The organism is Chitinophaga sp. G7 BAM 1005 (assembly GCF_057126945.1).
On sequence record NZ_CP181478.1, the window covers coordinates 5,764,825 to 5,790,118 of the forward strand.

28 protein-coding genes are annotated in these 25,294 nt (G+C 46.5%); 1 reads left to right on the forward strand and 27 read right to left on the reverse strand.

The window, feature by feature from the left end; translation table 11 throughout:
• Nucleotides 1–28: 28 nt before the first annotated feature.
• From ACMXI2_RS22895 to ACMXI2_RS22915, 5 genes are all read right to left on the reverse strand, one after another.
• Nucleotides 29–874: a hypothetical protein gene (locus tag ACMXI2_RS22895; RefSeq protein ID WP_483778375.1), complete on the reverse strand. Its 846-nt coding sequence runs from the start codon at nt 872–874 to the stop codon at nt 29–31.
• A 6-nt stretch (nt 875–880) separates the two neighbouring features.
• Complete coding sequence (locus ACMXI2_RS22900) at nt 881–1,165, reverse strand: hypothetical protein (protein WP_483778376.1); 285 nt, start codon at nt 1,163–1,165, stop codon at nt 881–883.
• A complete protein-coding gene (locus tag ACMXI2_RS22905; RefSeq protein WP_483778377.1) occupies nt 1,165–1,650 on the reverse strand; it encodes a hypothetical protein in 486 nt (161 codons plus the stop codon). Before ACMXI2_RS22905 ends, ACMXI2_RS22900 begins: the two co-directional genes overlap by 1 nt.
• Before the next feature lie 62 nt (nt 1,651–1,712).
• Complete coding sequence (locus tag ACMXI2_RS22910; RefSeq protein WP_483778378.1) at nt 1,713–1,970, reverse strand: hypothetical protein; 258 nt, start codon at nt 1,968–1,970, stop codon at nt 1,713–1,715.
• Nucleotides 1,970–2,659: a hypothetical protein gene (locus ACMXI2_RS22915; protein WP_483778379.1), complete on the reverse strand. Its 690-nt coding sequence runs from the start codon at nt 2,657–2,659 to the stop codon at nt 1,970–1,972. The genes ACMXI2_RS22910 and ACMXI2_RS22915 overlap by 1 nt, the downstream gene beginning before the upstream one ends.
• Before the next feature lie 702 nt (nt 2,660–3,361).
• Here ACMXI2_RS22915 and ACMXI2_RS22920 point away from each other — a divergent pair.
• Complete coding sequence (locus tag ACMXI2_RS22920) at nt 3,362–3,637, forward strand: hypothetical protein (protein WP_483778380.1); 276 nt, start codon at nt 3,362–3,364, stop codon at nt 3,635–3,637.
• A 272-nt stretch (nt 3,638–3,909) separates the two neighbouring features.
• On the opposite strand, the gene ACMXI2_RS22925 is transcribed toward ACMXI2_RS22920, so the two are convergent.
• The 22 genes from ACMXI2_RS22925 to ACMXI2_RS23030 all read right to left on the reverse strand — a co-directional run bounded on the left by ACMXI2_RS22925 (nt 3,910) and on the right by ACMXI2_RS23030 (nt 25,293).
• The gene (locus ACMXI2_RS22925; RefSeq protein WP_483778381.1) at nt 3,910–5,682 is read right to left on the reverse strand and encodes a DnaJ-like cysteine-rich domain-containing protein; all 1,773 of its coding nucleotides are present in this window, start codon (nt 5,680–5,682) and stop codon (nt 3,910–3,912) included.
• 40 nt (nt 5,683–5,722) lie between these two features.
• Complete coding sequence (locus tag ACMXI2_RS22930; RefSeq protein ID WP_483778382.1) at nt 5,723–6,292, reverse strand: hypothetical protein; 570 nt, start codon at nt 6,290–6,292, stop codon at nt 5,723–5,725.
• Between the two features lie 180 nt (nt 6,293–6,472).
• Complete coding sequence (locus ACMXI2_RS22935) at nt 6,473–7,756, reverse strand: phage tail protein (RefSeq protein ID WP_483778383.1); 1,284 nt, start codon at nt 7,754–7,756, stop codon at nt 6,473–6,475.
• The gene (locus tag ACMXI2_RS22940; RefSeq protein WP_483778384.1) at nt 7,753–9,681 is read right to left on the reverse strand and encodes a hypothetical protein; all 1,929 of its coding nucleotides are present in this window, start codon (nt 9,679–9,681) and stop codon (nt 7,753–7,755) included. Before ACMXI2_RS22940 ends, ACMXI2_RS22935 begins: the two co-directional genes overlap by 4 nt.
• Nucleotides 9,678–11,663, reverse strand: coding sequence for a hypothetical protein (locus tag ACMXI2_RS22945; protein ID WP_483778385.1), 1,986 nt, complete (start codon nt 11,661–11,663; stop codon nt 9,678–9,680). Before ACMXI2_RS22945 ends, ACMXI2_RS22940 begins: the two co-directional genes overlap by 4 nt.
• On the reverse strand, nt 11,663–14,740 hold the full coding sequence (locus ACMXI2_RS22950) for a hypothetical protein (RefSeq protein WP_483778386.1): 3,078 nt from the start codon (nt 14,738–14,740) through the stop codon (nt 11,663–11,665). The genes ACMXI2_RS22945 and ACMXI2_RS22950 overlap by 1 nt, the downstream gene beginning before the upstream one ends.
• A gap of 97 nt (nt 14,741–14,837) precedes the next feature.
• The gene (locus ACMXI2_RS22955; RefSeq protein WP_483778387.1) at nt 14,838–15,014 is read right to left on the reverse strand and encodes a hypothetical protein; all 177 of its coding nucleotides are present in this window, start codon (nt 15,012–15,014) and stop codon (nt 14,838–14,840) included.
• The gene (locus ACMXI2_RS22960; protein WP_483778388.1) at nt 15,014–15,541 is read right to left on the reverse strand and encodes a hypothetical protein; all 528 of its coding nucleotides are present in this window, start codon (nt 15,539–15,541) and stop codon (nt 15,014–15,016) included. Before ACMXI2_RS22960 ends, ACMXI2_RS22955 begins: the two co-directional genes overlap by 1 nt.
• Nucleotides 15,538–15,789, reverse strand: a complete 252-nt coding sequence (locus ACMXI2_RS22965; RefSeq protein ID WP_483778389.1) for a hypothetical protein — start codon at nt 15,787–15,789, stop codon at nt 15,538–15,540. Before ACMXI2_RS22965 ends, ACMXI2_RS22960 begins: the two co-directional genes overlap by 4 nt.
• Nucleotides 15,790–16,076: 287 nt before the next feature.
• Nucleotides 16,077–17,384 (reverse strand): terminase large subunit domain-containing protein, encoded by a 1,308-nt coding sequence (locus ACMXI2_RS22970; RefSeq protein ID WP_483778390.1) that lies wholly within the window; start codon nt 17,382–17,384, stop codon nt 16,077–16,079.
• Entirely contained in the window at nt 17,305–17,901 is a 597-nt protein-coding gene (locus ACMXI2_RS22975) for a terminase small subunit (RefSeq protein WP_483778391.1), read from the reverse strand. The genes ACMXI2_RS22970 and ACMXI2_RS22975 overlap by 80 nt, the downstream gene beginning before the upstream one ends.
• A 53-nt stretch (nt 17,902–17,954) precedes the next feature.
• Complete coding sequence (locus tag ACMXI2_RS22980) at nt 17,955–18,374, reverse strand: hypothetical protein (protein ID WP_483778392.1); 420 nt, start codon at nt 18,372–18,374, stop codon at nt 17,955–17,957.
• A 10-nt stretch (nt 18,375–18,384) separates the two neighbouring features.
• Nucleotides 18,385–18,756, reverse strand: a complete 372-nt coding sequence (locus ACMXI2_RS22985) for a hypothetical protein (protein ID WP_483778393.1) — start codon at nt 18,754–18,756, stop codon at nt 18,385–18,387.
• A 30-nt stretch (nt 18,757–18,786) separates the two neighbouring features.
• Nucleotides 18,787–18,984 (reverse strand): hypothetical protein, encoded by a 198-nt coding sequence (locus ACMXI2_RS22990; protein WP_483778394.1) that lies wholly within the window; start codon nt 18,982–18,984, stop codon nt 18,787–18,789.
• Nucleotides 18,985–19,076: 92 nt separating this feature from the next.
• Complete coding sequence (locus ACMXI2_RS22995; RefSeq protein WP_483778395.1) at nt 19,077–19,460, reverse strand: hypothetical protein; 384 nt, start codon at nt 19,458–19,460, stop codon at nt 19,077–19,079.
• Between the two features lie 26 nt (nt 19,461–19,486).
• Nucleotides 19,487–19,786 (reverse strand): hypothetical protein, encoded by a 300-nt coding sequence (locus tag ACMXI2_RS23000; protein WP_483778396.1) that lies wholly within the window; start codon nt 19,784–19,786, stop codon nt 19,487–19,489.
• Complete coding sequence (locus ACMXI2_RS23005) at nt 19,767–20,402, reverse strand: HNH endonuclease signature motif containing protein (protein WP_483778397.1); 636 nt, start codon at nt 20,400–20,402, stop codon at nt 19,767–19,769. Before ACMXI2_RS23005 ends, ACMXI2_RS23000 begins: the two co-directional genes overlap by 20 nt.
• Nucleotides 20,399–20,821: a hypothetical protein gene (locus ACMXI2_RS23010; RefSeq protein WP_483778398.1), complete on the reverse strand. Its 423-nt coding sequence runs from the start codon at nt 20,819–20,821 to the stop codon at nt 20,399–20,401. Before ACMXI2_RS23010 ends, ACMXI2_RS23005 begins: the two co-directional genes overlap by 4 nt.
• A 182-nt stretch (nt 20,822–21,003) precedes the next feature.
• Nucleotides 21,004–22,542, reverse strand: a complete 1,539-nt coding sequence (gene dnaB / locus ACMXI2_RS23015) for a replicative DNA helicase (RefSeq protein WP_483778399.1) — start codon at nt 22,540–22,542, stop codon at nt 21,004–21,006.
• The gene (locus ACMXI2_RS23020) at nt 22,466–23,431 is read right to left on the reverse strand and encodes a DUF4373 domain-containing protein (RefSeq protein ID WP_483778400.1); all 966 of its coding nucleotides are present in this window, start codon (nt 23,429–23,431) and stop codon (nt 22,466–22,468) included. Before ACMXI2_RS23020 ends, dnaB begins: the two co-directional genes overlap by 77 nt.
• A gap of 1 nt (nt 23,432) precedes the next feature.
• On the reverse strand, nt 23,433–23,630 hold the full coding sequence (locus ACMXI2_RS23025) for a hypothetical protein (protein WP_483778401.1): 198 nt from the start codon (nt 23,628–23,630) through the stop codon (nt 23,433–23,435).
• A gap of 4 nt (nt 23,631–23,634) precedes the next feature.
• A complete protein-coding gene (locus ACMXI2_RS23030) occupies nt 23,635–25,293 on the reverse strand; it encodes a DEAD/DEAH box helicase (RefSeq protein ID WP_483778402.1) in 1,659 nt (552 codons plus the stop codon).
• Nucleotide 25,294 lies beyond the last annotated feature (1 nt).

Genomic DNA, 25,294 nt, shown 5'->3' on the forward strand with positions numbered 1-25,294 from the left:
TACAAATAGTATTATGGAAGGCAAAAAATTATTGTAACTGCGCTTCAAAGGATTGCATATCCTTTTCAAAGTCGCCAGGCGCATTGAAAGAGGTACCTCCAGATCCGCCACCTTTGCCGTCATTGTTCAGATGGGTGATGGGATCCTCATCACGCATATCCGTTTTCAGAATGCCAGTAGATTTTGCAAAATCTGTAAGCACGTCTTTCACCTGGACTGCTAACTGTCCATTCAGTGCCGGTTTTTCCGGGTTGGTGAGGTCACGGAGTTCAATCTTGTTTTTGGCTTCATCATAGTGAATATGATACTTTTTGCCTATATAGTCCTTTGCGATATCGGAAAGGACTGCCATATCACCACCAGTAAGCGGAACGCTTTTAAGATCACCCATCAGCAAAGAGACGATCTCTTTGTTGGTATATTTAGATTTTAAGGTGTTTAAAGCAGTGTCTTTCTCGGCCAGTGCCCGTGCTTTATCTGCTTCTGCCTCGCTCAATGCGGTCTGCATCTGCGTACGGATCTCCTCGAGCGACTGGTCTTTCTGCCCTACCATCACTTCAAGGAACTTTTGAATTGCTTCTTCATCCTTCAGGTCCTTCAGATCTGAAGATTTCAGGACATTCCCTGAAAGACGACGCAGGTGGGCGCGAAGTTCGCCACCGTGCTTTCCGGCTATTGATGCACTGAGCTCGGTACGCAATTCAGCTTCAATATCCGGACGGAGAATCTTCCCCCTGGACTCATCCACGGCTGCTATTGCTTCATCGAACGTCAGGTCTTTTGACGCCTGGTCATCTGCCACAAGTTCTGCATCTACCCCCAGTTGTTGAATAAGTTGCAGCGCCTGTGCTGCGGAAAGTTTTAAACGTGCCATATGTTTTTACGGTTGAAAAGTTTTTTTTAAACGGAACTTTGCCTCATTGCTATAATACCTTTCGTAAGTCGAGGCGCTTACCTTAAAAGGAGTACCGGTTTCCTGCCCATCCGTCAGAGAAACCACCAATACTTCACCGAAATTGAGTTTTATGTGCTCGGTTGCCTTGCCGCCCGGATCTTCCAGTTGTATAACCGTAGATGGTACAAGGGGTGTTTGGGCCGAAGGTACTGATTCGGTGTTTTCACCTGCTGCTGGCGCTTCGGCAGACGCCTTACTAACTTTTGCCATCAACGAATAATTTTATATTTAGGGTCCATTTTTACAAGTTTCTCCGCGAATTCCCGCCCCATCGGATTTATTTTACCTGTTGGGCTTTGTACCAGCACCTGATTGGGCAACAGTTTAACTGTGGACACAGGTGTTTGGGGTTGTTTTATCTGAGTGATCTTCGGCACAAGCGGAGTAGTTGTCGGGATTGGTGCCGGCGGTATTTCTCCTTTAAATTCATCATCCCCCGCCGGCTCCTCCTGGAGGTCTGCAGGTGGTTCCTGATAAACATTTGGATCCTCACCTGCTGCTGGGTCTTTTTCCTCTCCTTCATCTTCTAAGGCAGGATCTGCAATAGGTTCGGCACCTGTTGACTGTTGGGTCATATACTTTTCAAACCCCTTTGAGGACAGGCCTAGCGCCTGCAGATCATAAGGAGACTTGCCCGGATTATCCTTAATAATCTTGGCATCTTTCGGCGAGTACGTTACTTTAACCTTTTCCATGTTTTATACTTTTTGTAACAAATTTATTACTATTTGTAGTATATAAGGCAAAAAAGAGAAGATCACTCAGAAAGGAAGTCCGGACGATATTTACGTATATCATCAGTTGTAATGCCATATGCGGCCATTTCTTCGGGGCCAGCCATTTCGGGGTTAGACAATAGCATTTCCAGATATGCGAATACAGCGGCACGTTTCTCATCATCCTCAGATAACGAAAAAGCTTCGTGCATTTCTTCTGTAAACTCGTCCTTGCCGGTCCGCTTAGGCGGGTTCGCTTTCGCCCTGGCCTTTGCCTCCTGGAGATTAAATTTTGCCATTATCGTCCTTTTAGGTAATCCTCAAAGATACGAAGTTTCCGCTTCTTAGTCATATCGAGCACTCCGGACCAGTAACTGCCCAATAAAACGGCCTTTCCTGACTTCCTGTTGCTCAAAGTGTTCATCGGGAAGGGTTGGTCCGGATATTTATCATACCGGTCTGTAACAAGTTTCTCAATGCGGTTAAACTCCTTCAGTGTTATCTGAGATTTTCCGCCTTTTTTATCGACCACCGTATATTTCCCACCACCTTCCGTGATCTTCGATTCAATGCTATTAAGTATCCCTGCCACTTCATCAGGATATTTTGCTTCAAAACCATACTTCGCCCACGCGTAGCCACCAACATCGATATTGGCTGTAACCGTAATTTCCTTCAACTCTATATTTTTGTATTCATCCAGGAGTGAGGAAAACAGCTCCTTACTGAAATTATTTCCCTGCAGCTTTGGGGGAACAGTAAAGAGGCTGTGATATACGCCAAAAGGCTTGCCTTCCTTCTGATAAAATCTTCGATTCATTGTTACCTGCTTTCCATCGTAGGCTCCGAAGTTCTCGAAATACATGAAATCTCCGTTTGGACCTGGATCATCCACCAATTCAAAGTTTCTGGCGCCCCATTTAACACCATACTGACCGGCTATTTCATCAAACTTATCGATCAGTGCAACCGGGTTGAAATTCGGCATCTTGTTATTGATTATTTGAATTACCCTGGCATCATTATTTGCGCCGTCCAGCGTAATGCTTACATTCTTCGCACGTAATGCCTCGATATCATTTTGTGAAAATGATCCCCTTCTTTGCGGTTGCGGCTTTTCTTCCTGCGCCCGTTTCATGCGGACAGGAAACGCCTGATGACGGCATGAATATCCGCCACGGTATGTACAGAAATTCTTTACAGTCGTACCGGGAATCCTACCAGGTTTCAGGTCGTTACGCTCCAATAATTCAGCAAGGTCTTTTTCCGAAATATCCCTCCGTAGCTTTACAAGGTATACGCAAAGCGGTCGGCTATCCTTTATAATATCACCCACATACCGGATACCCTCCAGCCCATATTCGTCCTTTATGATCTCATTTACCGTACCGTTGAACTGGTAGCTTGTATCACGGGCCAGCTGGGTTGCGTATTGGTTAAGGCTGGGAATCGGCTTACCGGTAGGTGATTTGCTGCCGGATAGATCACCTGTATTCCAACGCTGAATGATGGCTTCCATATCCGAAATAGTTCCACCGGTGGTAACCTGCTGCAGAAGCATATGTTTCACCGGCTCCTGGTAGACCTGGCGGATACCAGATCCGTACAAAGCCTGTTTTGCCTGATCGTAAACAGTTTGCCGTGCCGGATCCAGTAGTTTCATGTTCACTTCCAGATCATTGTAATCATTATGCAACATGGCATTCTTGTCTGCGATGGTCGTAAAGGTGGTCAGGTAGTCCTTAACGGCGTTTGTATAAACTTTTCCGGTGAGGATATTTTCAAATTTCTCCTCTATGTTAAGCAAGCGCGCACGAAGATCCTGAGAGGGCACAAAGGCGCCGTTTTTGATTTCAAAGTTGGTGACCTGCCGTTGCAACATGGCAGATATTTGTTGTTGGACACCAACCGTTGTGGTATCCAAATCATCAATGGTGGACTGTATCCAGTCCAGATGCTCTATTAAATCTTCGGTAATGTGGCTGTAGTCTTTCTTTTGCCGTTGTTTTGCCATGCGGAGATCAGTTCAGATATATCTCAAAATATATGAACTGTTGCATGTAGAAGGTTTCGGTGAGTTCATTGCCCCTATAGTCAAGCAGACGCAATCCATATGGGTAGAACCGCTGATCATCTCCTACAAACCTGTTAACCCGATATAGGTGCATAACATGCACTGCATCGGATTTGCCGGTCATGGTGTTATTTACACACCATGCATACAGTTCTAAGAAGTTATCAATTTTCTTCATCTTTTGGATTGCCGCTGTCATCCTTTAAGGCAAAATCTTTAACCTGCAGGAAAGGGATCATGGCTTGATCAACGAGAGATTTGATGTCCTCAATCTTCGCCTGAATAAACCATTCGCTGCCCTTTTCCCTGATTAAATCGTCCAGGATGCCCGGCAATTTACGACTAAAAATTAAATCCGGTACCTGGACCTGCCCCATTGTCCGCTGGGTCATCAGCTCATCCGGTGTAAATACATACAAATCATCAAGTTCAGCAATTACCTGTGTTTTTTTCTGGAATGCGTCATCTCCGGCAAAACGCTTATCCACAAATTCGGTCACCTGCTTCTTCCGGATGTAACCAGGTATATTACCCTTTGTACTATCAGTTAGCTCCAGCATGAGATCAGCGGCGGACTTGATCTGGAACTGTGTAGGCTTAATAAGCACAAAATCATATACATGCGGCACCGTACCTGTGGGCGTAGCTTTTACATTCCGGTAAGCGACAAAATCCTGAACAGTAGGATAAAGAATATTATCAAATCCATTGTTGCTTACTGCGGAAATGAAGGTGTGTAGCTTTTCCAGGTCGATTGCCTTCGCTGTGCCGGATTGCGCAGCATCGATGTTTAACAGATTCAATGCGCGTAGGATCATTTCCATGATCTGCGTATTCTTATCTCTGTGGTACTTATTTATCGTAGTATCCGGATTGGTAATTTTTACAGCACCGTCTTTCAGCTTGTCCCAATCATCAATGTTTACTGTAATCCTGTCGGAAGGGTTGATGGAAATTGTACCCTTACCATTACACTTCCTGCAGGCCTGCTGTTTTGGTAAGCCAGAATTCTCGTCAAGAAAGGTTTCCTGTTTAGTTCCCTGGCAATCCGGACAATCATCTTCGAGCTGCGTAATGTAAGGATGGCTGGCTTCCTTATCGATCATTTGTTCTGCGGAAAAAGACGAAACGTACTCGTTTGCAGCCGCTACTGCCTTATCGTAATAACTGTCGTAGTATCCTTCAGTATTCCAAACTCCACCAGCGATGGATATTGGCAGTCTGCCCAACAAAGTTGCGTAATACCCTTCCGGCTCTACTACGTATTGCTTTCCTTCATTTTGCCGATACCTTACAATGACCTTCTTTGTAATCCAGTATGCAAATGTGCCCCGCTTAAAAACAAAGTCCTCGCTTCCAGAAAAAACGATGTCCTTTGAGTTTACAAAGAAAATCTCTACTTCAACTTTCGGGGCAGTCTGTTCATACCACGGCTTCGAGGGAATACGTACGACGTATCCATTAGGATCCTCAACAATTGCCGGAAGAAGTATTTCTGAAAAATAAGTTATAAGGTTTTTGCCCTGGAAGTTATTACCCCATATGTATTCCTGGTCCTCCTGATCAGGAAGCGTAAGGGTATACTGGCTGTCCTGGAAAATAGCGCCACGCAGGATATCTGTAAGCATACCGAATGGAGCCTTTGTAAAGGCCCGATATTGACTGTATCGCCAGTTACGGGTAACTTCAGGTTCGCGGGGATGCCGTGCCATCAAATAATGCTCAAACAATTTCTGATAATCCTCACCCAGGTACCTGGGCGGAGTTATTTCCAAGCCATTATTGGAGGATGGATCCTTGAATTTTGGGCGGGCACCTTTGGTGTGCAGCGAGATCTCCAGGAATACATCCTTCCACTTTTCCAGCGTTGTTTTTTGCGGATTAGGCAAAATATTATTCAGGTAACCAACGACGGTGCTATTATTCAGTTCAGGCATATGAAAATGAAAAAGGGGAGTGTTTCCACTCCCTTAATGATTAATATAAACCGGCAAGGGTCGGGCAGGTAGAAAGGTCGATACCAGGAACGGTAAAGTCCAATGGATCACCCAGGAAACGAGCCTTACCCTGTTTGAACTCAACAATAAATCCATTCTGCACCTTTTCGTAATTCAGGTAGATATCGAAGGTGTTGGGCAGACCTTCCAGACTACCCTCAACACGGGGCACTGTGATTTTATTGTTGCTCCAAAGAATCAGAATATTGAGCCTGTTTTTCAGGTTACGGATATTTTTCCACCAGGTATAATCCGCAAAAGGGGATGCCGCGCCCAGGGCGTCAAAATCGACGGCAATACGATCTTTAAAGTCGAGGTCGCGTGAAGCGGTGATCTCAAACTCGGGCCGGCTATCGCTAATTTCGCGGGTTACCTTCGTGGGTTCCGCCCAGATCGCATCCTGCAGCTCGTTGGTAAATACAAGGCCCGGCGTACCTGGTGCAACCGGCGCCATAAGAGCTTCCAGATCCGCGCAGGCGTAAGGATTGGGAATCGTAATATCGCACTTGTAAAAGCCAAGGCGTTTAACCCAGAGCTTTCTTTCTTCCATTCCGCAATTGGCGGAGAGAATTGATGTTAATGTGAAGTCGGTGCAGTTTGAATTGCAAAGAGACATCGTAGTAAGTTTGAAAGTGAAAAGTAGATCCGCTTTCAGGTGGGAGAATTACCTACTACGATGTTTTTGAGGTGATCGCGCACCTACATTTTGTTTTCCAAAGGTAGGAAATAATTACACGTTATGCAGTGTTATGCCGCCATTTGTAAGCGTCAGGTTGGCTACATATGTGGAAGGGCTGTCAACCTTCAGGTAAATATCTGTTATAACCCTTGTGCCATGACAGGTCCATACATGCACACCATCGTTGCTATATCCCTTCTGTACAATATTTCCGCTGCTGGTAAATGAGGTTACACCTGCAGGAATATTGATCAGGTAAGGCTTACTGCCATCGGGGAGTACTGGTGTATACCCGGGAGGTGGTGAGAATATGTCAGATCCCAGATACCGGGTATTTTCCAATATTCCAATAAGCAACACAATAGGAGCTGGAGTGGGCGCCGGGAAAGTGATAGAAATAATTGCTATTCCTTGCGCGCCGCTGCTGCTACACATGTAGGTCATGGCGCCGTTAATTTCGTTCGATCCTCCACCGCCGATTGGTGGGCATGTACCGTCGAATCCGAGGTACGTCAGTCCAGAGATTGTAAAGTTAAGAGACGGAGTACCAGTGTAGGAGCCGATGTAAAGGTTAAGTTGCCCTGCTGCGGTTATTGTCAGCTCTCCTGTAAAGCCTGAAGCGGTGATAGAAATTGTTACATCGCTGGTCGGAGAACAGCATAATGCAACAGTGCCCACTATAATAAAGTCACCGGCCGCAGGTAGTGGATCTGCTGAGACATAGGTAATATTACCGGAAATGTTTATTGCGTTGCTAGTGTCCTTCCTTCCCATCAATGTACCAGTAAACTCATCTTCATACTCAAAAGGACAGCTCTGCGTGCCGGTAGAATTCCGCACATCAATGATGCCTAAGTTACCCCAATCACTTATTACGGCGCCGGCGCAAATAGACTGCACCTGGTATTCGTAGGTAGCTCCAATCACAAGGTTAGTAAGGGTTACCTGCGGCTCCGTCAACGATGTAGTCTGCCAGGTAAGGTCACCTTGCCTGCGGTAGCGGAAATTCCAGCCTATGGCTCCGGTATTTACCCAGGAGACAACAAAATCGTAACTGTCAGGCAGCTGCTCTACCAGAATTCCGGCAGGTGTAACGCACATACCATCATTGGTATAAACGTTTACTCCCAGGTAAACCCAATCCGTCACATCAGTGCCGCAAATCGTTCGCACCCGATACTGGTAGCTCTTGCCGGTTTCAAGGTTTACCTCGACGTGATTTACCATTGTGGAAATAAGCGCACTCCAGACGGTGGTACCCACTTCCCGGTATTGCAACTCATATCTGGTTGCCCGCGGCATAGCCTTCCAACCAAGTTTCACTCGTTTGATCATATGATTTGAATTGTAGCTGCTTTTGTTGTTTTATTGTACCTCACGATTGCCACATCCTTACTGTTAACAATATTGGCAGATGTGCTTTGTACATTGACATTTGTTTGTAGCGTGATCTGATCTACCTGCACACCGCCTGTATTTACAAAATCAAAACCCACCTTACTCATGGTACCACCCAGGTAGGTAGTAAGCTGCACGCCTACATTACCGTTTAACCTTTGGGCCCACCAAACTGCATTCATGCGGACCTGTATTTCTGTAGGGGTACCGGTATTTTCAAGCACAAACTGCTTTAAATTCATCATTACCGCCTCAACACCGCTCTGGGTGTTATCACTGGCCCAATACAAATATGCCACATCATCTGCGGCGCCTGCAGGTACCTTCGGGTCACCCTGACCGTATCCTACCCAATCATTATCGTATACCGTACCTGTGTTTATAAACCCGGTGAATGTATCCAGATCACGGCCATCCTGATCAGTCCATAGATATCGCACTACCAGATAGTCAAACGGATTGAGTTCTGTGGCATTTGAAATAGCCGTCATTGGCGCGCAGGTATCATCCTGCGTAATCTTTGTCACCTCGATTTCATACACGGCGTTATCAAGGCCGTCCACGGTATAGGGCAATGCGATCGGGTTAGGTGATATATATATGAATGCAGGATCTCCTTGCTTCCGGTATCCGATTTTAAACGCAGTAGCTGCTGCGGTGTTGCCGGCAGATACCACCAACTTAACCGTTTCCCCGTCAGGGTTGGCTGTTACGACCGCCTGTAGACCAGTAAGCGGATCACAGGTATCCGGAAGAATAGAAAAGTACAGATCTGTAGGCTTCAGGCATGTGACACACACTACCTCACAACTATACTCTTTACGTTCTACCACCTGTTCCAAGTCGGCTTTCAGCCACCATCCGGAAGTGCCTATAACACCCATTCGGTCAAAGGGCTTGCCGTTGGTAAAAACGTATTCCTCGCCCTGGATCATAATGCGCGAAGCCATCAGCAACGTTTCTACTTCATCTTTATGCCAGCCAGGAAGCGGCACATATGCAATGAGTTGGAACCGACGTATCCTTTCGGTACGTTGGGTTTTGGAATTTAAGGAAATGGTCCTGGTGATGTCTGCGGGCATCTGCAGCAGATCTGCAAAAACCCTTGAAAGGTACCGGTACCTGATATCAGGATCTTCGTCACCAAAAGGCAGCACACTGCCGGTATATTTCCCATCGGGCGCCGCACAATCAAATACACCTTCCAGGAGAAGGGATGAATTGCCACACAAGCCCTCGCCATTACTGCAAACGGTTCCAGCATTTTCAAAATCTATGCGGCTGCCGTCCGCATCTTCACCATAAATCTCATAAGCCAGGCCTGCCTCGGCAGCAATACTGGTTTCCTGCCTGGCGCCATTGACTCCGAAAGTAAACCCGATTGGCAGACCCACACCAGTAATTGTTACGGCATAGCTGCTGTCGTTTATGATCAGGCGGCCGCCGTTTGCTATTAATGCCCAATCTGTATTGGGCACCACAAAGGCGGTTACACACTGATCATTCAGGAAAACATAGGACTCAGTTACTTGCTGGTAAACTATATCGGTGATGGTAGAGATAGTAACCATTAACCGAAAATTGGTAGGCATTGTCTGCGGAAATTCCTTCAGTACTGCCACGAATACATTCTTATCATCGCTATCCTGGCCGATGGTAATATCAAAGCTGCTGGTGATCACGCCCGCAGTCATGCCATCATCATCTACCAGCTCAATCTGAAGATCATAGTCCTGGCTGGCAAGATGCTCCAGTCCAAAGTGATCAGTTAGCTGCACCTCCCAGGGGTACACAAAGGGATAGCAATATGGCTTATCATTCCATTTACGCTCTATCGGCAAACATTCCTTGTGTAGTATCATAGAGTTCCTTTTAACTGGATATAACGGCCTTCCTGGGCCGTAGGATCGTAGTTTATTTCAATACCGGTGATGCGACCGGTGTTATACCATCCGTCCGCAAGTAATTTGACCTGGGCACCAATCTTAACCTGGCTTGTGTCATTAAATACTCCAAGTTGCTCCGCATCACTGCAACAAAGCTCCATAGTGGCCGTCCATGCTTTATTCATTAATGGATTCACCCGGGGATCATCAATCTGGTGGAAGCCATCCCATAGGTTTCCCAGGAACATCTCATCAAACACCATCGGATAGTTCCAAATGGTGGAATACTCTTTAAAACAGGTAGGATCGCAGGTATCGCTTCTACCGATATCACTGGCATGCACCTGGCCGTAATCACGGCCATCCAGGTTGTAAACCGGATTCTTTTGTGGGAAGGAGCTGTCCCAGCCATACTGGCCCACCACCCGAGCATCATTAAAGCTTCGTCCATCCCAAATAAGTAGTTTGGGAGTAATTACCCTATCATCTTTCACCAGGAGTACCCCTTTGGAAACACTGCGGAAGGCATCACGGAAGTTATGTGTGATCAACTCCAGTAGATTACCGGTAAGATCGATCATGCTTTTGCCGGCATCTTCTATATAGTCGCTGTCCACACCATCAAACCGGAATCGCGCCGGCGCAAACTCAATGGTTTTATTCATGTCGCCTTCTAGCATTGGGTTTATCGGGTTGTTAAACTCCACATATGTGTTAAACCGGCTTCCGGCATCATTGCCAACTGTGTCGGTAGGATCCAGGGTGTAAGATGCCTTCGCGTAGGCAGGCTTTTTCTCACCATTCCACTCATAACAGATGTAGCCGACTATTTTATCAGCATCAGCACCGGTGAAGTCAAAAACGATGGTATTATCGAATTTATCCTTCCGCTTAAAAAAGAGTGTATTGCCGACTATGCGCCATTTGCTATTATAAGCCGGTTTTAGCTTATCTAACATCATATCGAGGGTAAGTAACGGATCATTACCTTCGAGCCAATATGTATCGCCATTATCTTTATGGACGCCCTTCTGTAATTCCGCCTGGTACCAGGTAAGATTATAATAGGCGGATGCCGGGTCGAAAAACACCGGAATTGTCTCCTTACTGAACTGTATCCCGCATTTCTGGCATACATTGGCGATGTAATCCCGCACGAGTGGCGCCGGCATTTCCCGGCCGCAACCCGCGGCGTTCAGGTACATATTTTGAATGGCATGGGTTACCGGTCCCCAGCCGGTCATATCCTTCAGCTGATCCCTCAGCTTACGGAGTTTGCGGATTACAACTGAAACAATGGTTATGATAGCCAGGATCACCGGAATAAGTGTAATGGATAAGATATACATCGGTAACGCAATCATGGAGATACACGAGAATAACAAACCGAGGAAGAAGGCCGGCCGGAACTCGTCGCAGTATGTAAAACGGGGGTGCTTTTTGCCTGCATTCAACGGCTCTGCAGCTGTAGGGAACCATCCCTGCCAGTTATCAGTAATCAGGGTCTTTTGGATACACGCCCAGGGTAGATCCGCCTGCTTCAGTGTTACATCGATCTGGCAAGTATCGTCATCACAGTAGCGCAATCCATCGTTTTTAATCAGGAAAGAGGAGTATTTTCCACAGCCATAATCCTCGATCACGGCTTCGATACCGTTTAATGGCGCCGCAACATGATCATTGAGCCATTCTTTTAGGAAGGTATAAGCCTTACCGTAAAAAGTGAACTGATTGGAAACACCTGTCTGGATGTTGCTACCTTTATTATCTTCCCGCTCTGCCCAGGAGAGGCGCAGCTTATCCAGGCCATCACAATACTGGGTGTATTCTACGTATTCATGTTGCGGTACCTGGCCGGCGAACGTTTTAAGTGTTGCCGGGCTGCTGCCATCGTAAAAGATGGCAGCGTTGTTCTCATCAAAGAGTTGGTAATGCCGGAGATAGATGCGGAGCTGCATTATAGTTTCTTCATTTTATCCTGAAAACTTATTTCATCCTGGTACATAGCTACAAAGCCACGGCGATCAAGGTGCCAGGTTTGGGTGGGCTTTGAAAGCACCGCCTGCTCAATTGCTTCCAATCGCTGCAACATCTTTTTATCTGCCTGTCCACCACCATTATTTACTACCACAATACCCTTCAGTGGCGCGCTTTGTAGCATTTGCAGACCGGTACCCTGCGACATTTCCAGGATCTTGTCACCTATAAACTTATACTGCCGGCCGGCGTTCATGCCCTCCAGAATCTCTTTGTGTTTCGCAGTACCAGCAGCGGTAACCACAGATTCGCCGCGTGAAAGATTGGCAGGAATGCTGTCGGAGGTAGGAGTGCCTGGCCCCCGAAGATCAACGACTCCATCACGAAAGCCTTGTGAATCGACAGAAAGAGCCTTGACGGCAGCAAAACCGGCTGCAAGTGCCGCGATCACGGCAGGTACAATTACTATAGCTGCTGCACCAGACTGACCCGCTGCGGAAGCTATTGCTAATATGGATGATGAAAGGGTTTGTGCTGCATTAATGGCAAGTTGAGTTCGTGCAAATTTTTCACGCTCTTTCTGAAGTTTATTAAGTCTCTCCTCTTCCTGTTGCAATGCTTTTGCATTACCTCTATCCGCAATAGCCTGCGCCCTGGTTACGCGCTGTTCCTGGGCTGTAATATCCCGTTCAACCTGGTCTTCCTGAGCCTGAGCAATGGCCCGATAGGCCTGAACACCGACATCCATCAAGGTGCGATACGCCGAAATTTTTTCTTTTAATCTTTCATTATTAGCATCTTGTCCATTCTTCGTACTGGTAACATCCCCTTCGTCAATCTGTTTGTTCAGATCGGCAATCTGGATACGAAGGCTGTTAGCACGAGCCTGAATCGCATTTATTTCGCTATTACTGGATAAACCATTCGTACGAGCCTCCTCCAGCTTACGTTGAGTAAGATCCAGTTCATTTTGCAATTCCGGTAACCGGGCGACTTTTTTTCTTTTATTTGTTTCTTCAACAGCAATTCGTGTAAGTTCCTTTTGGAGGCGCTTATATGATATAGTATGCTTTAAATAAGCATCGGTAACTGTTTTAACACGGGCTGCGGCCTCCTCTGCGATATCAGCCTCTTTTGCGCCGAAGTAAACTTTATCATACTTAATTGCTTCATCAAACGCACTTAGGGAAAGCATTGCCTTCTTCCGGTTGATAAGTATAACCAGATTGTCAAACAGGTCTGCATATACCCGTTCTATTTCATCGGTATTACTTCTTGCCGTTTCGGGACTGATTAGGCCAGCAGATTTATTATCGGCATTGGTTTTAAGCAGGGCATCTTTAGCCTTTTGGAGGCTTTCAACCTGCCTTTGATACTCGATATCCAGCAGAGCAGACTGCCGTTCAAAGTCATCCCGAATCAAGTCCGTGCGCTGCTTTGAATCTTCAAGGATCAGGGCATTTAGTTCATCATCAATTTTCTTTTGTGCCGCCGTCCGTTTTTTATGGAACTCGGTCAGATCTTTTGTGAGCTCGGCGTCACTGATGGTACCGGCCAGCCCCTTTAAGATATCCAGCTGTGGTGCGGTAATCTTTTTGTTTTTATATAGCCGATCAAGTTCTGTCAGTGTTTTATTTAACGACTCTTTGGCCTTTTCCTGGATAGTTTCATCTGATTGGAAAGTTGCTGCGGTAAGTGACGCAAGTTTAGCTTTGAGCTCCGCCAATTTGGTTGCGAAGACGTTCTCAATATCCCGCGTTTTAATAGTTTTTGAAAAAGCTGATGGGTCAATAAGTGACGCGGCATATCTGAGTGTATCTTCAGCATCTTTACGCAATTCATCCAGAGTCGCCTGACCTGCAGCAGTACCACTGCTTCCCTCATGGGTACCTTCTCGGTAAGCTTTGATGCGATCAAGGTTCTTTTGAATTACCTGGAGCTTACCCCGGGTCTGGTCATCCAGCAACACTTTGAACCTCTCGGCGCTGACTGCCATCTTTTGCAGTTCCTCTTTCGGAAGGTCTGATACAGCTAAAAGCTCTTTGGTAAAGTTCCTGTTCTTTATGCCCAGTTTCTTTGTCGCATCATCCACGATAACTTCGGCCCTCTTCACATTGTCCTTTAAATTCCTTTCAGCAGCTTCGGGATGGGCACTATCAAAGAGGACTTGAGCTTTGAATAAGGCCTCATATTTCTCTGCCACTACTGCCTCGGCTGCACGCGCAATGGCCCGTTCTTTAATTAGCTCAATCTGAGCATCTATCAGTCTGTTTATTTCAGATAGGTTGTTGACCTGAGTACTGTCTATCCGGTTGGCGGCATCAGCCTCCCTATTATAGTCTTTTATAATCTGGAGCCGATCCTTTTCTGTTACAGAAGCATCAGCAAGCTTGTAACGCATTAGCTCAAGTTTTGCTGCCTGTTTGCTGTAGATATCTACGGCTTTGGTATTTATTTCATTGAGGACCGCTTGTCGTTTAGCAGCATCACTATTGGCGCCGGTAATGTATTCAATCGCCTTCCCCAAAAGATAGGTGGCACCCTGAAGCGCTATAACAGCAGCAGCTGCAGCAGCAAAGCTGAGAAGCATAGGCCCGAGAGTGGCATATAACCGCAATAAAGCTGCATTAAACCTTGTTGTGGTAACAGTGGCTGCGGTCTCTGCTACAGCCGTAGTGACAACGGCGGCGGTATTTGCAGTTACGGCCGTAGCGCTGGCGGTGGCGGCAACGGTATTTGCTGCGGTTGCTGCGGTATTTGCAACAGTTGCAGTGGTACTGGCAGTGGATGCAGCCGCTTGTGTGGCTAAAGCACCCACCTGGGCATCTACTGTTCTTGTAAGCGTGGCTATCTGGCGATTGTTTGCCTGCGTTGCCTGCTGGGCTGCGGCTGCCTGGGCGGATCCGGCTTTCTTTGCTTCTTCCGCCAGTTTTTTATTGGCCTCCTGGAGGTCTTCAATCTTCTTCAGATTATTGCCAATGGCCGCCGTAGCCTTTTCGACTTCCTTGGCATCTACGTCGTAAGTAAGTCTGTGAACTATATCTATTACATCCGCCATCGTAGTAGTTTGGATTGTGAGTATCCATTTAAGGCAGGAAGAGGCCTACTACGATGTTTATTAAGGCGCTCGCACGCCTACTTGATATCAAAAGTAATCACTTTTTCGCATTCTTCAGTTCAGCCTCATACCACTCTGCATACTTCTGATAGCTTTTTCTGCGGTGCAGGTATTCGTACCAGGTACAATCCAGCAGGTAATCGGCTTTTTGCATATCGCCCTGCGCCATGATCATTGCCTGCTGGGTGTAGCTATCGTACAGCTGATCAACCATCAGGCTAACGGGCGTGGTGTCAGCGCCTCCAGATCGTTTCTTCTCTGTTGTAAACTGATCGGGGAAATTGCCTGCTCCAATTCTCTGTATAGAGGAGAGCTTTGCATCCCGATGTTCATAAAAAAACTGTAAGCCGCTGGATCCTCCTTAACCAGCTTCAGTTTGTGCTCAGTCCAATGAGGTTCTACTTTGTTTGGATCCTCACCAGGTATGAAATAAAACACGAGGCCGAGCCGGATGGCGGCATCTTCATCTACTGGGTACTTTGTGCGGTACCGCAGGTTATTGATCCATACCGCGACATCGCTCAGCTTATTGGCGTTGACGGACTTTTCCATTTCATCCAGGATTTTGACCAGGAGATCTACCGTTATGCCGGCATTGGCGAAATAATTGATGGCGCCGGCGGCTACATACCGCGACTGATGGTAGGCGGTATCATTTGCTGGCTCGTAAAACGTGGTGCCGGTGCCTTCAATTATGAACGCGGGTCGGTAGTTCGGGTTGTCTTTAAACTGTAATGTCATTGTTTAAACGGATTTTCGGTGAATAACGAAACAGGGGGCATGCCATGCCCCGCGATTGACAGATAAATACGACCTGTACGCTGTATTTCTTCCAAATCTTCCTTGGAAAGTTGCCACACACTAATGATTGTTGGGGAACCATCTGGCCATTGCCCTTTATAAACGGGCAAATCACTACATTCTTCGTCTGTCATGCCTGATGGCTTTCTAAATATAAAATTCTGCTCGGGAAATGTTACTGGTAGCATGATTGGTTATTTAAAGGTTTTCGTATTCAAAAATCAGTCGGGCGGTCAACTGGTTACAGATTCTGTGCAAGTTGTCAGGCACGGGGGTATTCCATTTAACATATGGTCGTCCGTAAAGAGAATGAACTGTGCCGGAACTGATGGGCTGCTGGTCCATTGAGATAACGACACGATACTCGCCGTTTTCGCTAACCTTGAGATATGCATGCAGATCCTGTCGCGGCATGTCCCTACATTCAAGTTCTTTAAGTGTTTTACTGGCCTTGCGCAGGCTGCGGTTTGAAATATTATTCATCGTTATGAGATTGTAAAATTTTGAAATATCGTTTATGTGCGAACTTCTGAAAGTATCGTTGAAATAAGTACCTGCCACCGTCAAAGAAGTCCATTTTGTATAGCTCGCGGTCCTTCAGCAAATGATGCGGCTTATTTGGATCCACTGTTGCGATATTGCAATCGTTGATCAGGTTTGGACAGTGTGTGCCATCAATAAACAGGTTGGGATAGTTCTGAAACATCGTATTCATGAGCAGCCGGCTGTTTTCATGCGTGAGGTTGCTGGTATTAGGGTGCATCTGCTTGCGTCCCAGTTTCAAATACGTTGCTATCAGTGAATAGGCAGTGTCATGCCTGCTTTCGTAACCGATATCACCCTTATTGCCCGAGCTATCACCTGTTACGAATAACACAGACCCTGGGAAGGTGCTTTTGATGTGCATACACATTTCCTTTAGCTGCATGTTCTCGCCAAACTCCCGGATACCATGAATAAAACTTGATGGCATGCCCATTACCGGCGAAAACTGCCAGGCTGAACATGTCAAAGGCTCCCGGTTAAAATCCCATGCCAGGTGAACTGGATGGGAAACAATGAACGGAAGGTGCTTTTTAACATGCTTTGTCTCGTCGAAGGCATATAGCCATTGCGTAATATTATCTACCACGAACTGCGCCAGGTACTCCTGGGCATATACAAGCGCTGGCAGTTCCTTCCGGGCATCCTCCAGCTCCTCACGTGGAAGAACGGGATTCATTGATGACGGCAACTGCCAGGACATCCACCTATTCGGGAACTTTTCAACATTTGTGAATAACTCATGGAAATAGTTCTTTCCCTTCGGTGTAGAAAAAAACCAGGCATCGCCCTGGTAATCGGTTAGAAGCGGTCTGATTGACTTTTGCCAGGCATCCTTTAGGTTAGCAATGATCGCCGCTTCATCGATTATGACCCGCTTGTACTTTCTACCGCGGGCACTATCAATATTGTCCAGGCTCCAAAAGTCAATTACTCCGCCGGTGATCAGCTCCAATCTCTTTTCCTGTTCATTTTTAGTGCGGATGATGGGCCGGCAGGTAGCGATGATGTCCCGCCATACCTCCATAAGCATCTTATACGTAGGAGCGAAATATGCCACCGGGAAACCGTTTAAAGCTCCGTTGCTATCATTATCCGGTTCCAATAGTAGATCCTGGGCCAGCACCGTTTTTCCGAAACGACGACCGCAACAGGCTACATTAAACCTTTTTGCCTCGTCCTTTAGCCGCTGCTGGTGAGGCAGCAGGGTTTCCAGTTCCAGAATTATCTCGTTTTGCACGTACTACCCTTATTACTGTTTCAGTTTGAATCGGCGCCCCGTTTTTACCGGTATGCTCATGTTTCTCGACAGACACGCCAATGATCCGGCAGATACCCTCCAATGCCCTGATCTTATCAACGAACTTTACTTTTTTCGTGCAGCCGCTTAATAACTTATCTGCCGCAGTGGAGATATTTTCCTCCGTCACTTCCAGGCCGGCTATTACAGCAGCAGTATCGTCATCAAGGTCGCGGACCGGTTTCAATGCACCATCAACAGTATAAAGCTGGCGAGGATCAAAGAAGGCGGCACGGGCGAATTCACGGAGCACTTTTTCCACTGTAATGCCGGTCTTTTCCTGTAATTCTTTGCGTTTCACGTCCAGATAAGCCTGCATTTCAGGTTTTTTCAGGAGATCGTGACCCTGTGAATAGGCAGACGCAGGAGAGTACCCCGCCCTAATAGCAGCTTTCGTTGCTACCAGATCGACAAGGTACTCATCTCCAAAACGCTTCTGTTTTTCAGTTAATGCCATGATTCAAAGATACTATTTGTACGAAATTTATATCAAATAGTATAGTATCGGTGCTAAGAATTGGGGGGCTGGGCGTTTTGCATCAACTCAGCCTGTTGCTTTGCAATCGCATCGATGAAGGTCTGCTTCAAGGCAAATGATCGGATTGAATCACCGATATCAGGCGTGAAGTTTTTATGGTGCATAGCCATTAGCACCGGTACACCGCCATAATGTCCTTCGATCTTGGTTACATCGCCAACCCATTTTTCCTTTTCAATCTGGAACAACGGACACCCGAAAATATCACAGGGAATGTTTGTACCGTAGGTGGCCGGATCCATTCCTTCCGGAACCAGGTGCGCTGGCAGTGGTTTTGACTTTTGCAGATCTTCCGGATCATCGGTCCACCAAAATGTGCGGCTGGAATAATACACAGTCTCGCTTTTGCTCTCTTTTACCTCTTCAAAGGTTACTTTGTTTAATAGTTTCATTGTTAATACTTTAAGGTTCTGGTAATATAGCTGCTTCCTCCTCCGACATCATTACAAAGCCGATGGTATACTGCGTCTCCACAGCGTCTTCATCATCCGTGTCTTCAAGTTCGGCGGTGATCCATTCCAGCACGGCAGACATACCGCCATCTCTGGCCGGCCCCAATATCCATCTGTCGCCGTCAATGTTGTCTTTAACGGTTGCGTAGAGCTGCTTTTCATCGCGGCTCACTATACGGACGACAGCCGGATTCAGCATAGTCTCCATATCCGTTAAAATGTTAAGCCCCTTTATAAAGCTGTCATTTACTTCAGGGGGATGCTGGGTTTCAGCCTGCAGATCCACCAGAATTTGTTTGAGCGCTGATATTTTTTCTTTCATATTATTTACCTGGTACCGGAGCAGGCGCGGTTAAATTTTATACTTATCAATGACCCGCTGTAGTTCAGAAAGAAAGGATTCTTTCTCTGACCACGTAATCCAGCAAATAGGCGCACCATTCACTTTTACTTCAGTATCCAGAATCGGTAATCCGGAAAACTGCTCACCGGTCATTTCAATGCTGGCACGTTCCAGATCCGCAAAATGTTTGTGCTTCTTTTCTTCCATTTCATTTCCCGGTGTCGCTTCCGGTTCCGCGTTTTGGTTTAAAGATCATATACCAGATAAAAGCCCATAGTAGGGCATAAAAAATTCTTTCCTCAATGCCCATCTTTCCCGGCCTCCGATCCGGTTGTTTTCATATTGTGTAGAAATATTCTCGCGTCAGCCTTTAGAAGGCGAAGGCTGCTTTTTCCCGTGAGGTAATCGACAAATATCCGCTGTGCTTCTTTCAGCTGCAGACTCTTTTCTATCTCCTTCAGTTTTGATATCTCGTCCTTCTCCGCAGCATAACCTGCCACTGCTTTAGTCCAGTGCTCCGGGACGTAATCCATATCGTATCGTTTCTGCAGATATTTCTCTGCTGCTACTTCTTCCGGAGAAAGGTGTTTCCCCTGCGCATCCGGATGAAGGCAACCCTCCGCCAGGCATTTACTTGGTCTATTCTGGCACCCATCAGGATGTTTGCATATTTTTTGATTCATGATTTAATACTTTTTCTATTTCGATATTATTCGCCAGCTATTCCCATAGGGGTAGAGTTACTGTAAACCGCTGGTGGCCTTTCGATCTTTTTTTCTTCATCCTCACCGACCTCCAGAAACTTAGTTGGTTCAAATTCCCGTTTACGGGTGAGTTTAGCATAAAGTACCTCCGTCTTAGCCGATTCAACAATCACCTTCCCGACTTCAGAAACAGCTCGGCTTCTTTCTATTTCCGTTTTAAGTTCATCTTCGGTTAATTCTTCGTTGGAAAGCCTTTCAAGAGCTGCGAACATATGATCCCGGAGGTCACTTATTTTGTTTTTCATTATTGATTTTATTTAAGTGTTTATTAATCTGCCTGTTTAAAGCGCCGCGCAGCTGTATTGCCTGGGCAATAGGTTTAGGGTAATTATGCACGGTATTGCGGAGCATCAGTTCCTCATTGGATAAAAGTTCCAAGTTGGATACTTCACAGTTCAGGGTATCTCCGTCTTTGAAAATCAAATTCATTCTTGGTGGAATGCGGCCATACATTTGCTCCCAGTTATACCGGTGAAGCCCAACCCATTTCCCGAGTCCAATCCGGATGAATTTATACCTTACACCTCGTTTATCAGGACGAATACTAATTTCAAAGTCCTCTTTAGTATTGTGAGGCAAATTCCCTTTATGAAAACGAGTTGCTTTTGTCCGATCAATCGCCGTTTGCGACATATACTCCGATTGCTTCTTGCCTTTATTCGGTGGAATGCTGCCTGGTTTGATCCTGCTTTCCTCTTTGAACTTTTGAATAATGTCCGGAGGAACTATAAGTCCCAATAATATCATACGCTGTCGGGCGACGGCCTTAGATCGGCCCAGGTTCTTTGATAGCCGTGTAGCTGGTATGGTCATATAATTATCTCTCAGATACTGGTCTTCTTCAGACGTAAAGCGTTTCATGGGATGAATTTTTCGAGTTCTGAAATAACTGATCTATAATTCTTAACGGTAAACCGGATTACGCGCCAGCCTTCTGCCGTAGCCAGATTGTACTTCTCAGTGTCCTTCGTGTAGCCCGCCAGGGTAGTGTGCCCACTCTTTTCGCTCATCAGCCCCTCGTACTCAATGCCGATCATCAAGGACGGTACGGCGAAATCGAACCGGAACTTTCTTTCGCTGGAGAACTTATATTCATCTACCGCCTGGATACCGGTAGAAAGAGACCAGGCGGCCAGCTGCCCCCACATCCACTGCGCCTGCTGACAACGTTCCCCAGGAAGCGGTGATCTGCGCTTCTTTTTCTCTGGCTTCTTCAAGGCTGCAATAACTTCCTTGTTGATTCGGGCAACCTTGCTGTTCTCCAGTTCCGTTAATTTCATCCGTGCCGATCTCATTTTCCATCTCGGGTATTATGGTTATATAATGGTTCTTTCCAGGTAGTTTGTGATTCAATGACCAACGACGGATGATAATCCGACGATGATGCTTATCGATATATTCCGCTTCCTTTGTTTTGCCGTGATTATAGTGCAGAATTATTTTGCCAGACATGACTCGTGTTTTAAAATGGTAATTCTTCGTCAAAATCAATCGCTGGCGGCTCATCAATCTGGAATTTCTGCATGGCCTGTTGCATGGGAATCATCCTGGCCGGCGATGGCTGTTGAAACGGTAAGGGCAGATCCATGAATTTTTGGATGGCCAGATCCGCTTTCAGCGCGATAGTATCCAGGCTTCCGTTACGGTGCTTCGCTATTTTTACGTTCACATCCCCAACAATGGACGGATCTACCTCGCCTGGTTCTTTTTGGTAATCCGGACGATAGAGGAACATTACCATATCGGCATCCTGCTCAATGGCGCCCGATTCCCGCAGATCGCTCAGCTGCGGATTGTTGCCGGCTCGCTTCTCAACATCACGGCTAAGTTGCGAAAGCGCGATTACTGGGACGTGCAGCTCTTTTGCCAGCGCCTTTAAGTCCCGGGAAATTTTGCTGATCTCCTGTTCCCGGTTACCATTTCTCTCGCCGGCGCCGCTCATGAGCTGCAGGTAGTCGATGATGATAATACCCACTCCCTGATTATGGACCAGCCGGCGGCATTTAGCCCGCAGCTCGAAGATGTTGAGGGTAGGGGTATCATCAATGAAGATGGGAGCTTCCCGCAGCGTGGAGTTGCACCTAGTCATCAGCACATTCAGCTCCTGGTCTTCCAGCCGGCCACGCTTTACCTGGTCCAGCCGGATTTCGCTTTTAGCTGATATCATACGCTGCATAACCTGACCTTTGGACATTTCCAGAGAGAAGACGGCGGCGCCGGTACTGCGATATTCGTTGAATACTGCATTCATTGCCAGGTTGAGTGCAAATGCTGTTTTGCCCACGGAAGGCCGGGCCGCGATGATGATCAGATCTGTGGGTTGCCAACCGTATGTTAGGCGGTCCAGTGCTCTGTAACCAGATGGCACACCGGTGATATCTTCCTTCTTGTCAATACGGTTAATCAGTTCCGATATTTCCCTGTCGTAGACTGATCTGGCCCGAGAGACTTCCGATTTAAGGTGCCCGCTGGTGATATTAAAGAGTTGAGCTTCGGCACTGTCAAGTAGGTCGAACACATCAGTGGTATCCTCGAACGCTGTTGTAAGTATCTCGCCGGCGATACGGATTAGATCTCGCTGCAGAAACTTCTGTTGGACAATGCGGGCATGTGCCTCTACGTTAGCGCTGGATACTACCCCATTGGTAAGCTGCATTACAGTGTATGGGCCCCCGATCAGTTCCAGCTCACCCAGTTGCATAAGTTCCTGGGTGACGGTGAGAATATCGATGGGTATTTGTCGCTTAGCCATACCTGTCATCGCTGCGAAAATCCGCTTATGTGATTCGACGTAGAAACTTTCAGCCCGCAGGATCTCTGCAACCACGTCGAAAGCCTCCGGTTCGAGCATTACCGCACCCAGTACTGCCTCCTCCAATTCCTTTGCCTGCGGAGGGATTTTGCCATACGCCATGCTGGAAAAATCAATCGCCTGAGAGCTTCCTCGTTCTTTCCTCGATCTTCTTTCGTTTTTCTGAATATTCATCTGTTTTTGCATCATGCGATGTATTAGGTTTACAGTAATTTCCTTCCAGGACTTTCAAATAATTCGTATCGTTTTTTATCAGCCAGTCAAACCCAAACCAGCTACCAGTCAGCAAAAAGTCAGATGTTTTGGCCTTTCTGAGTATTTCAGGAAAATCAAAACCAGGCTCCTTAATCCGGACTGAGAAATGTTGCCTCCGTTTTTTGTTGATGGTAGTGATTTTAGGCAAGGAGTGGGTAGCTGCAAAGATGTTCCAGAGGTCTATGTACGGCTCGATGAACATCGGATTATTTTTACGGATAAACAGAAATATTTCCTTTTTCTCTTTCTCCAGTTTGCCGTATTCCTGTTTTAAATCAGAAAGGAGATCATTCACCACCGGAGGTGGTAACGGGTTTTCCGGCGTATTTTTCTCTTCTTTAGTTTCTTTTACTTTACTTTTATTTACTTTGTTTATAACTTCCGCCTTTAACTCCGTTTCTTCCGCCTTTAATCCGTCATTTACTCCTAAAAGCCAAATCTGATTATCTATTTCCCTCTCTTTTCTCTTTCGTGTAGCCTCCCACCAGGTTTCCTGAATGCGTTTTGAGCTAAGGATATGAAACATATTAAAGAGGGAGGTATCAAACAATCCCCACTTAACACATTTCGCAATTACTGAATTAATCAGGTTCACTTGCGAATTCCCCAAAATATAGGAAACGCGGTTTGCAAACTTCAATTGCTCCATCTCAGTCCACTCTATATAGTAACCTTGGTGTTTGTAGATCCACGAACAGAGTTTTGTGTATATAACCTCTCCTTTATAGCCGTACTCCGCTATTATCATCTGCAGTTTATCATCCTTATCTAAATCTACATCCAGGGGGAAGTAGTCAATCCCTTGTTTCGTTGGTCTGGCCATATCAAAATAGTTCCTGCTGATTCGATTCTTTGGTTGCGACTTCTTCTTTTATAAACTGGTCAAGCTGCCGCTCCCAGTGTTTTGATTTTTCGAGGTCAGCTGATGCCCGATATTTGAAGTATTCCTTTTGGTGGCCCCTTACTTTGCGGGCAAGATTCAGGAGCCGGTCGTACTTCTTTTGAAGAGTTTCGTTATCCATATCTCTAAATATTAAACAGGTTTAACATTTTATCCACCATAGACATTTCCATCTGATCAGTTGCGCCTGTGATGGTATTGCCGATGTGCATCTTCTCCATGATAATCTCGAAAAGTCGCTCGTCTATTGTGTCGCCGCCCAGGAAGTAGGTACACATTACATTGTTAGTCTGGCCAATGCGGTGGGCGCGATCTTCGCACTGAACGCAGTCAGCATATGTCCAGGGATATTCCACAAAAGCCACCCGGCTGGAAGCGGTAAGAGTAATGCCGACGCCGGCAGCTTTAATATTGCAGATAATAAGCTGGCACTTTGGATCCTGCTGAAATGCATCGATGTGACGCTGCCTGGTGTACATATCATCACGGCCCGTGATGGTGACAGCTTTTGGGAATAATCGCAGCAGCTCATCAACAATCTCATGCAGACTACAGAATAGTATCAGCTTTTCACCTGCCTCGAGTATTTCCTCAGTATATTCGGCAACCTCATTGAGTTTACCCCGGGCGGATATTTGCTTCAGTTTGCCCATGCGTACCATGATCTCGCCGCGGAGCTTTTTGGCAATCTCCCGATCATCGCAGCCCTGTTCTTTCAGATAGGCAGCAAACTCTGTTTTTGCACGGTTATATTCTATCCTGGTGGTGATGTCGCATATGATAGTTTGCCGCTGTTTTTCCGGCAGATCCTTGGCCACATCCTTCTTTTCCCGGCGGAAAAAACAGTGCTTGTTCAGTAAGTAATTGAGCTCTTTCAGGTTATTGGCGCCCTTACCGCCCTCGCAGTATCTATCCAGGTAGTCTTTTCTGCCGCCGAAGGTACTGGCATGACCCATTATTGCAAGTTGCGGGAACAAATCAGTAGGCTTATTAACGACAGGTGTACCAGAAAGCAGTAGAACGTTTTCTTTTTTATGGCAGATGCGCAGCGTAAGCTTACTCTGCATGGTACCCGGATCTTTACAGCGGTGACTTTCATCGACTATCACCGACTTAAACAGATCGATGGTGTCTTTCATTATAATGCTGCTGCTATGCAACCCTTGCATGGCCTTTCCTTTTTTCTCCGGCATGCTGGCGACAAAGAATTTTTTCAGGCTTTCATAGTTAGTGATGAAAACATCAACCATCCCTACTGCCCAGTACTGATGCCAGGTGTTCTTTGTTTTATCATCCAATATGATTGCCCGCTTACCAGAAAACTTTGTCCATTCACGTTGCCAGTTCATTTTAGTAGATGACGGGCAAATTACAAGGCAGGGGAATGCATTCAGGCCAATCACAATGCCGATACTTTGTAGTGTCTTTCCAAGGCCTTGTTCATCACCTATGATTAGGCGCCGCAGTTCCATCCCCCGGGCAATCCCCTGTCGCTGGTATGGTCGTAGCTCCGCTTTTAAAGGCAGGTCTATTTCTAATTCAGGCATTTCTGGCAGATCTCCAATCAGCTCTGGGGTAAGGTTCTTCGCGTGTATTAACTCCGCTTTATGAGTGCCCTGGAGGGCATATACTTCAGCTTTCGCGTAGGCGGGTACCCTCCATACTTTTTTGGGAGGAAACCACCTTGCTTCCGGCAATGCTTTTACTGCCGCCATATCTCGCTTAAACCATTGACCGAAATCAAAGCGTATATGAAACTCCGTAGGATGTTCGATTATCTGCATA

What these genes read in the sequence shown, in the direction of transcription:
- ACMXI2_RS22945 (WP_483778385.1), bottom strand. Translation starts at nt 11,663, where the DNA reads ATGCAGCTCCGCATCTATCTCCGGCATTACCAACTCTTTGATGAGAAC.
- ACMXI2_RS22975 (WP_483778391.1), bottom strand. Translation starts at nt 17,901, where the DNA reads ATGGCATTAACTGAAAAACAGAAGCGTTTTGGAGATGAGTACCTTGTC.
- ACMXI2_RS22925 (WP_483778381.1), bottom strand. Translation starts at nt 5,682, where the DNA reads ATGCCTGAACTGAATAATAGCACCGTCGTTGGTTACCTGAATAATATT.
- ACMXI2_RS23000 (WP_483778396.1), bottom strand. Translation starts at nt 19,786, where the DNA reads ATGAAAAACAAAATAAGTGACCTCCGGGATCATATGTTCGCAGCTCTT.
- ACMXI2_RS22935 (WP_483778383.1), bottom strand. Translation starts at nt 7,756, where the DNA reads ATGATCAAACGAGTGAAACTTGGTTGGAAGGCTATGCCGCGGGCAACC.
- ACMXI2_RS22905 (WP_483778377.1), bottom strand. Translation starts at nt 1,650, where the DNA reads ATGGAAAAGGTTAAAGTAACGTACTCGCCGAAAGATGCCAAGATTATT.
- ACMXI2_RS23020 (WP_483778400.1), bottom strand. Translation starts at nt 23,431, where the DNA reads ATGGCCAGACCAACGAAACAAGGGATTGACTACTTCCCCCTGGATGTA.
- ACMXI2_RS22915 (WP_483778379.1), bottom strand. Translation starts at nt 2,659, where the DNA reads ATGCCGAATTTCAACCCGGTTGCACTGATCGATAAGTTTGATGAAATA.
- ACMXI2_RS22910 (WP_483778378.1), bottom strand. Translation starts at nt 1,970, where the DNA reads ATGGCAAAATTTAATCTCCAGGAGGCAAAGGCCAGGGCGAAAGCGAAC.
- ACMXI2_RS22950 (WP_483778386.1), bottom strand. Translation starts at nt 14,740, where the DNA reads ATGGCGGATGTAATAGATATAGTTCACAGACTTACTTACGACGTAGAT.
- ACMXI2_RS23025 (WP_483778401.1), bottom strand. Translation starts at nt 23,630, where the DNA reads ATGGATAACGAAACTCTTCAAAAGAAGTACGACCGGCTCCTGAATCTT.
- ACMXI2_RS22990 (WP_483778394.1), bottom strand. Translation starts at nt 18,984, where the DNA reads ATGGAAGAAAAGAAGCACAAACATTTTGCGGATCTGGAACGTGCCAGC.
- ACMXI2_RS22980 (WP_483778392.1), bottom strand. Translation starts at nt 18,374, where the DNA reads ATGAAACTATTAAACAAAGTAACCTTTGAAGAGGTAAAAGAGAGCAAA.
- ACMXI2_RS23005 (WP_483778397.1), bottom strand. Translation starts at nt 20,402, where the DNA reads ATGAAACGCTTTACGTCTGAAGAAGACCAGTATCTGAGAGATAATTAT.
- ACMXI2_RS22940 (WP_483778384.1), bottom strand. Translation starts at nt 9,681, where the DNA reads ATGATACTACACAAGGAATGTTTGCCGATAGAGCGTAAATGGAATGAT.
- ACMXI2_RS22985 (WP_483778393.1), bottom strand. Translation starts at nt 18,756, where the DNA reads ATGAAAGAAAAAATATCAGCGCTCAAACAAATTCTGGTGGATCTGCAG.
- ACMXI2_RS23030 (WP_483778402.1), bottom strand. Translation starts at nt 25,293, where the DNA reads ATGCAGATAATCGAACATCCTACGGAGTTTCATATACGCTTTGATTTC.
- dnaB (WP_483778399.1), bottom strand. Translation starts at nt 22,542, where the DNA reads ATGATGCAAAAACAGATGAATATTCAGAAAAACGAAAGAAGATCGAGG.
- ACMXI2_RS23010 (WP_483778398.1), bottom strand. Translation starts at nt 20,821, where the DNA reads ATGAAATTAACGGAACTGGAGAACAGCAAGGTTGCCCGAATCAACAAG.
- ACMXI2_RS22960 (WP_483778388.1), bottom strand. Translation starts at nt 15,541, where the DNA reads ATGACATTACAGTTTAAAGACAACCCGAACTACCGACCCGCGTTCATA.
- ACMXI2_RS22920 (WP_483778380.1), top strand. Translation starts at nt 3,362, where the DNA reads ATGCAACATGGCATTCTTGTCTGCGATGGTCGTAAAGGTGGTCAGGTA.
- ACMXI2_RS22895 (WP_483778375.1), bottom strand. Translation starts at nt 874, where the DNA reads ATGGCACGTTTAAAACTTTCCGCAGCACAGGCGCTGCAACTTATTCAA.
- ACMXI2_RS22955 (WP_483778387.1), bottom strand. Translation starts at nt 15,014, where the DNA reads ATGGTTGATCAGCTGTACGATAGCTACACCCAGCAGGCAATGATCATG.
- ACMXI2_RS22900 (WP_483778376.1), bottom strand. Translation starts at nt 1,165, where the DNA reads ATGGCAAAAGTTAGTAAGGCGTCTGCCGAAGCGCCAGCAGCAGGTGAA.
- ACMXI2_RS22930 (WP_483778382.1), bottom strand. Translation starts at nt 6,292, where the DNA reads ATGGAAGAAAGAAAGCTCTGGGTTAAACGCCTTGGCTTTTACAAGTGC.
- ACMXI2_RS22965 (WP_483778389.1), bottom strand. Translation starts at nt 15,789, where the DNA reads ATGCTACCAGTAACATTTCCCGAGCAGAATTTTATATTTAGAAAGCCA.
- ACMXI2_RS22995 (WP_483778395.1), bottom strand. Translation starts at nt 19,460, where the DNA reads ATGAATCAAAAAATATGCAAACATCCTGATGGGTGCCAGAATAGACCA.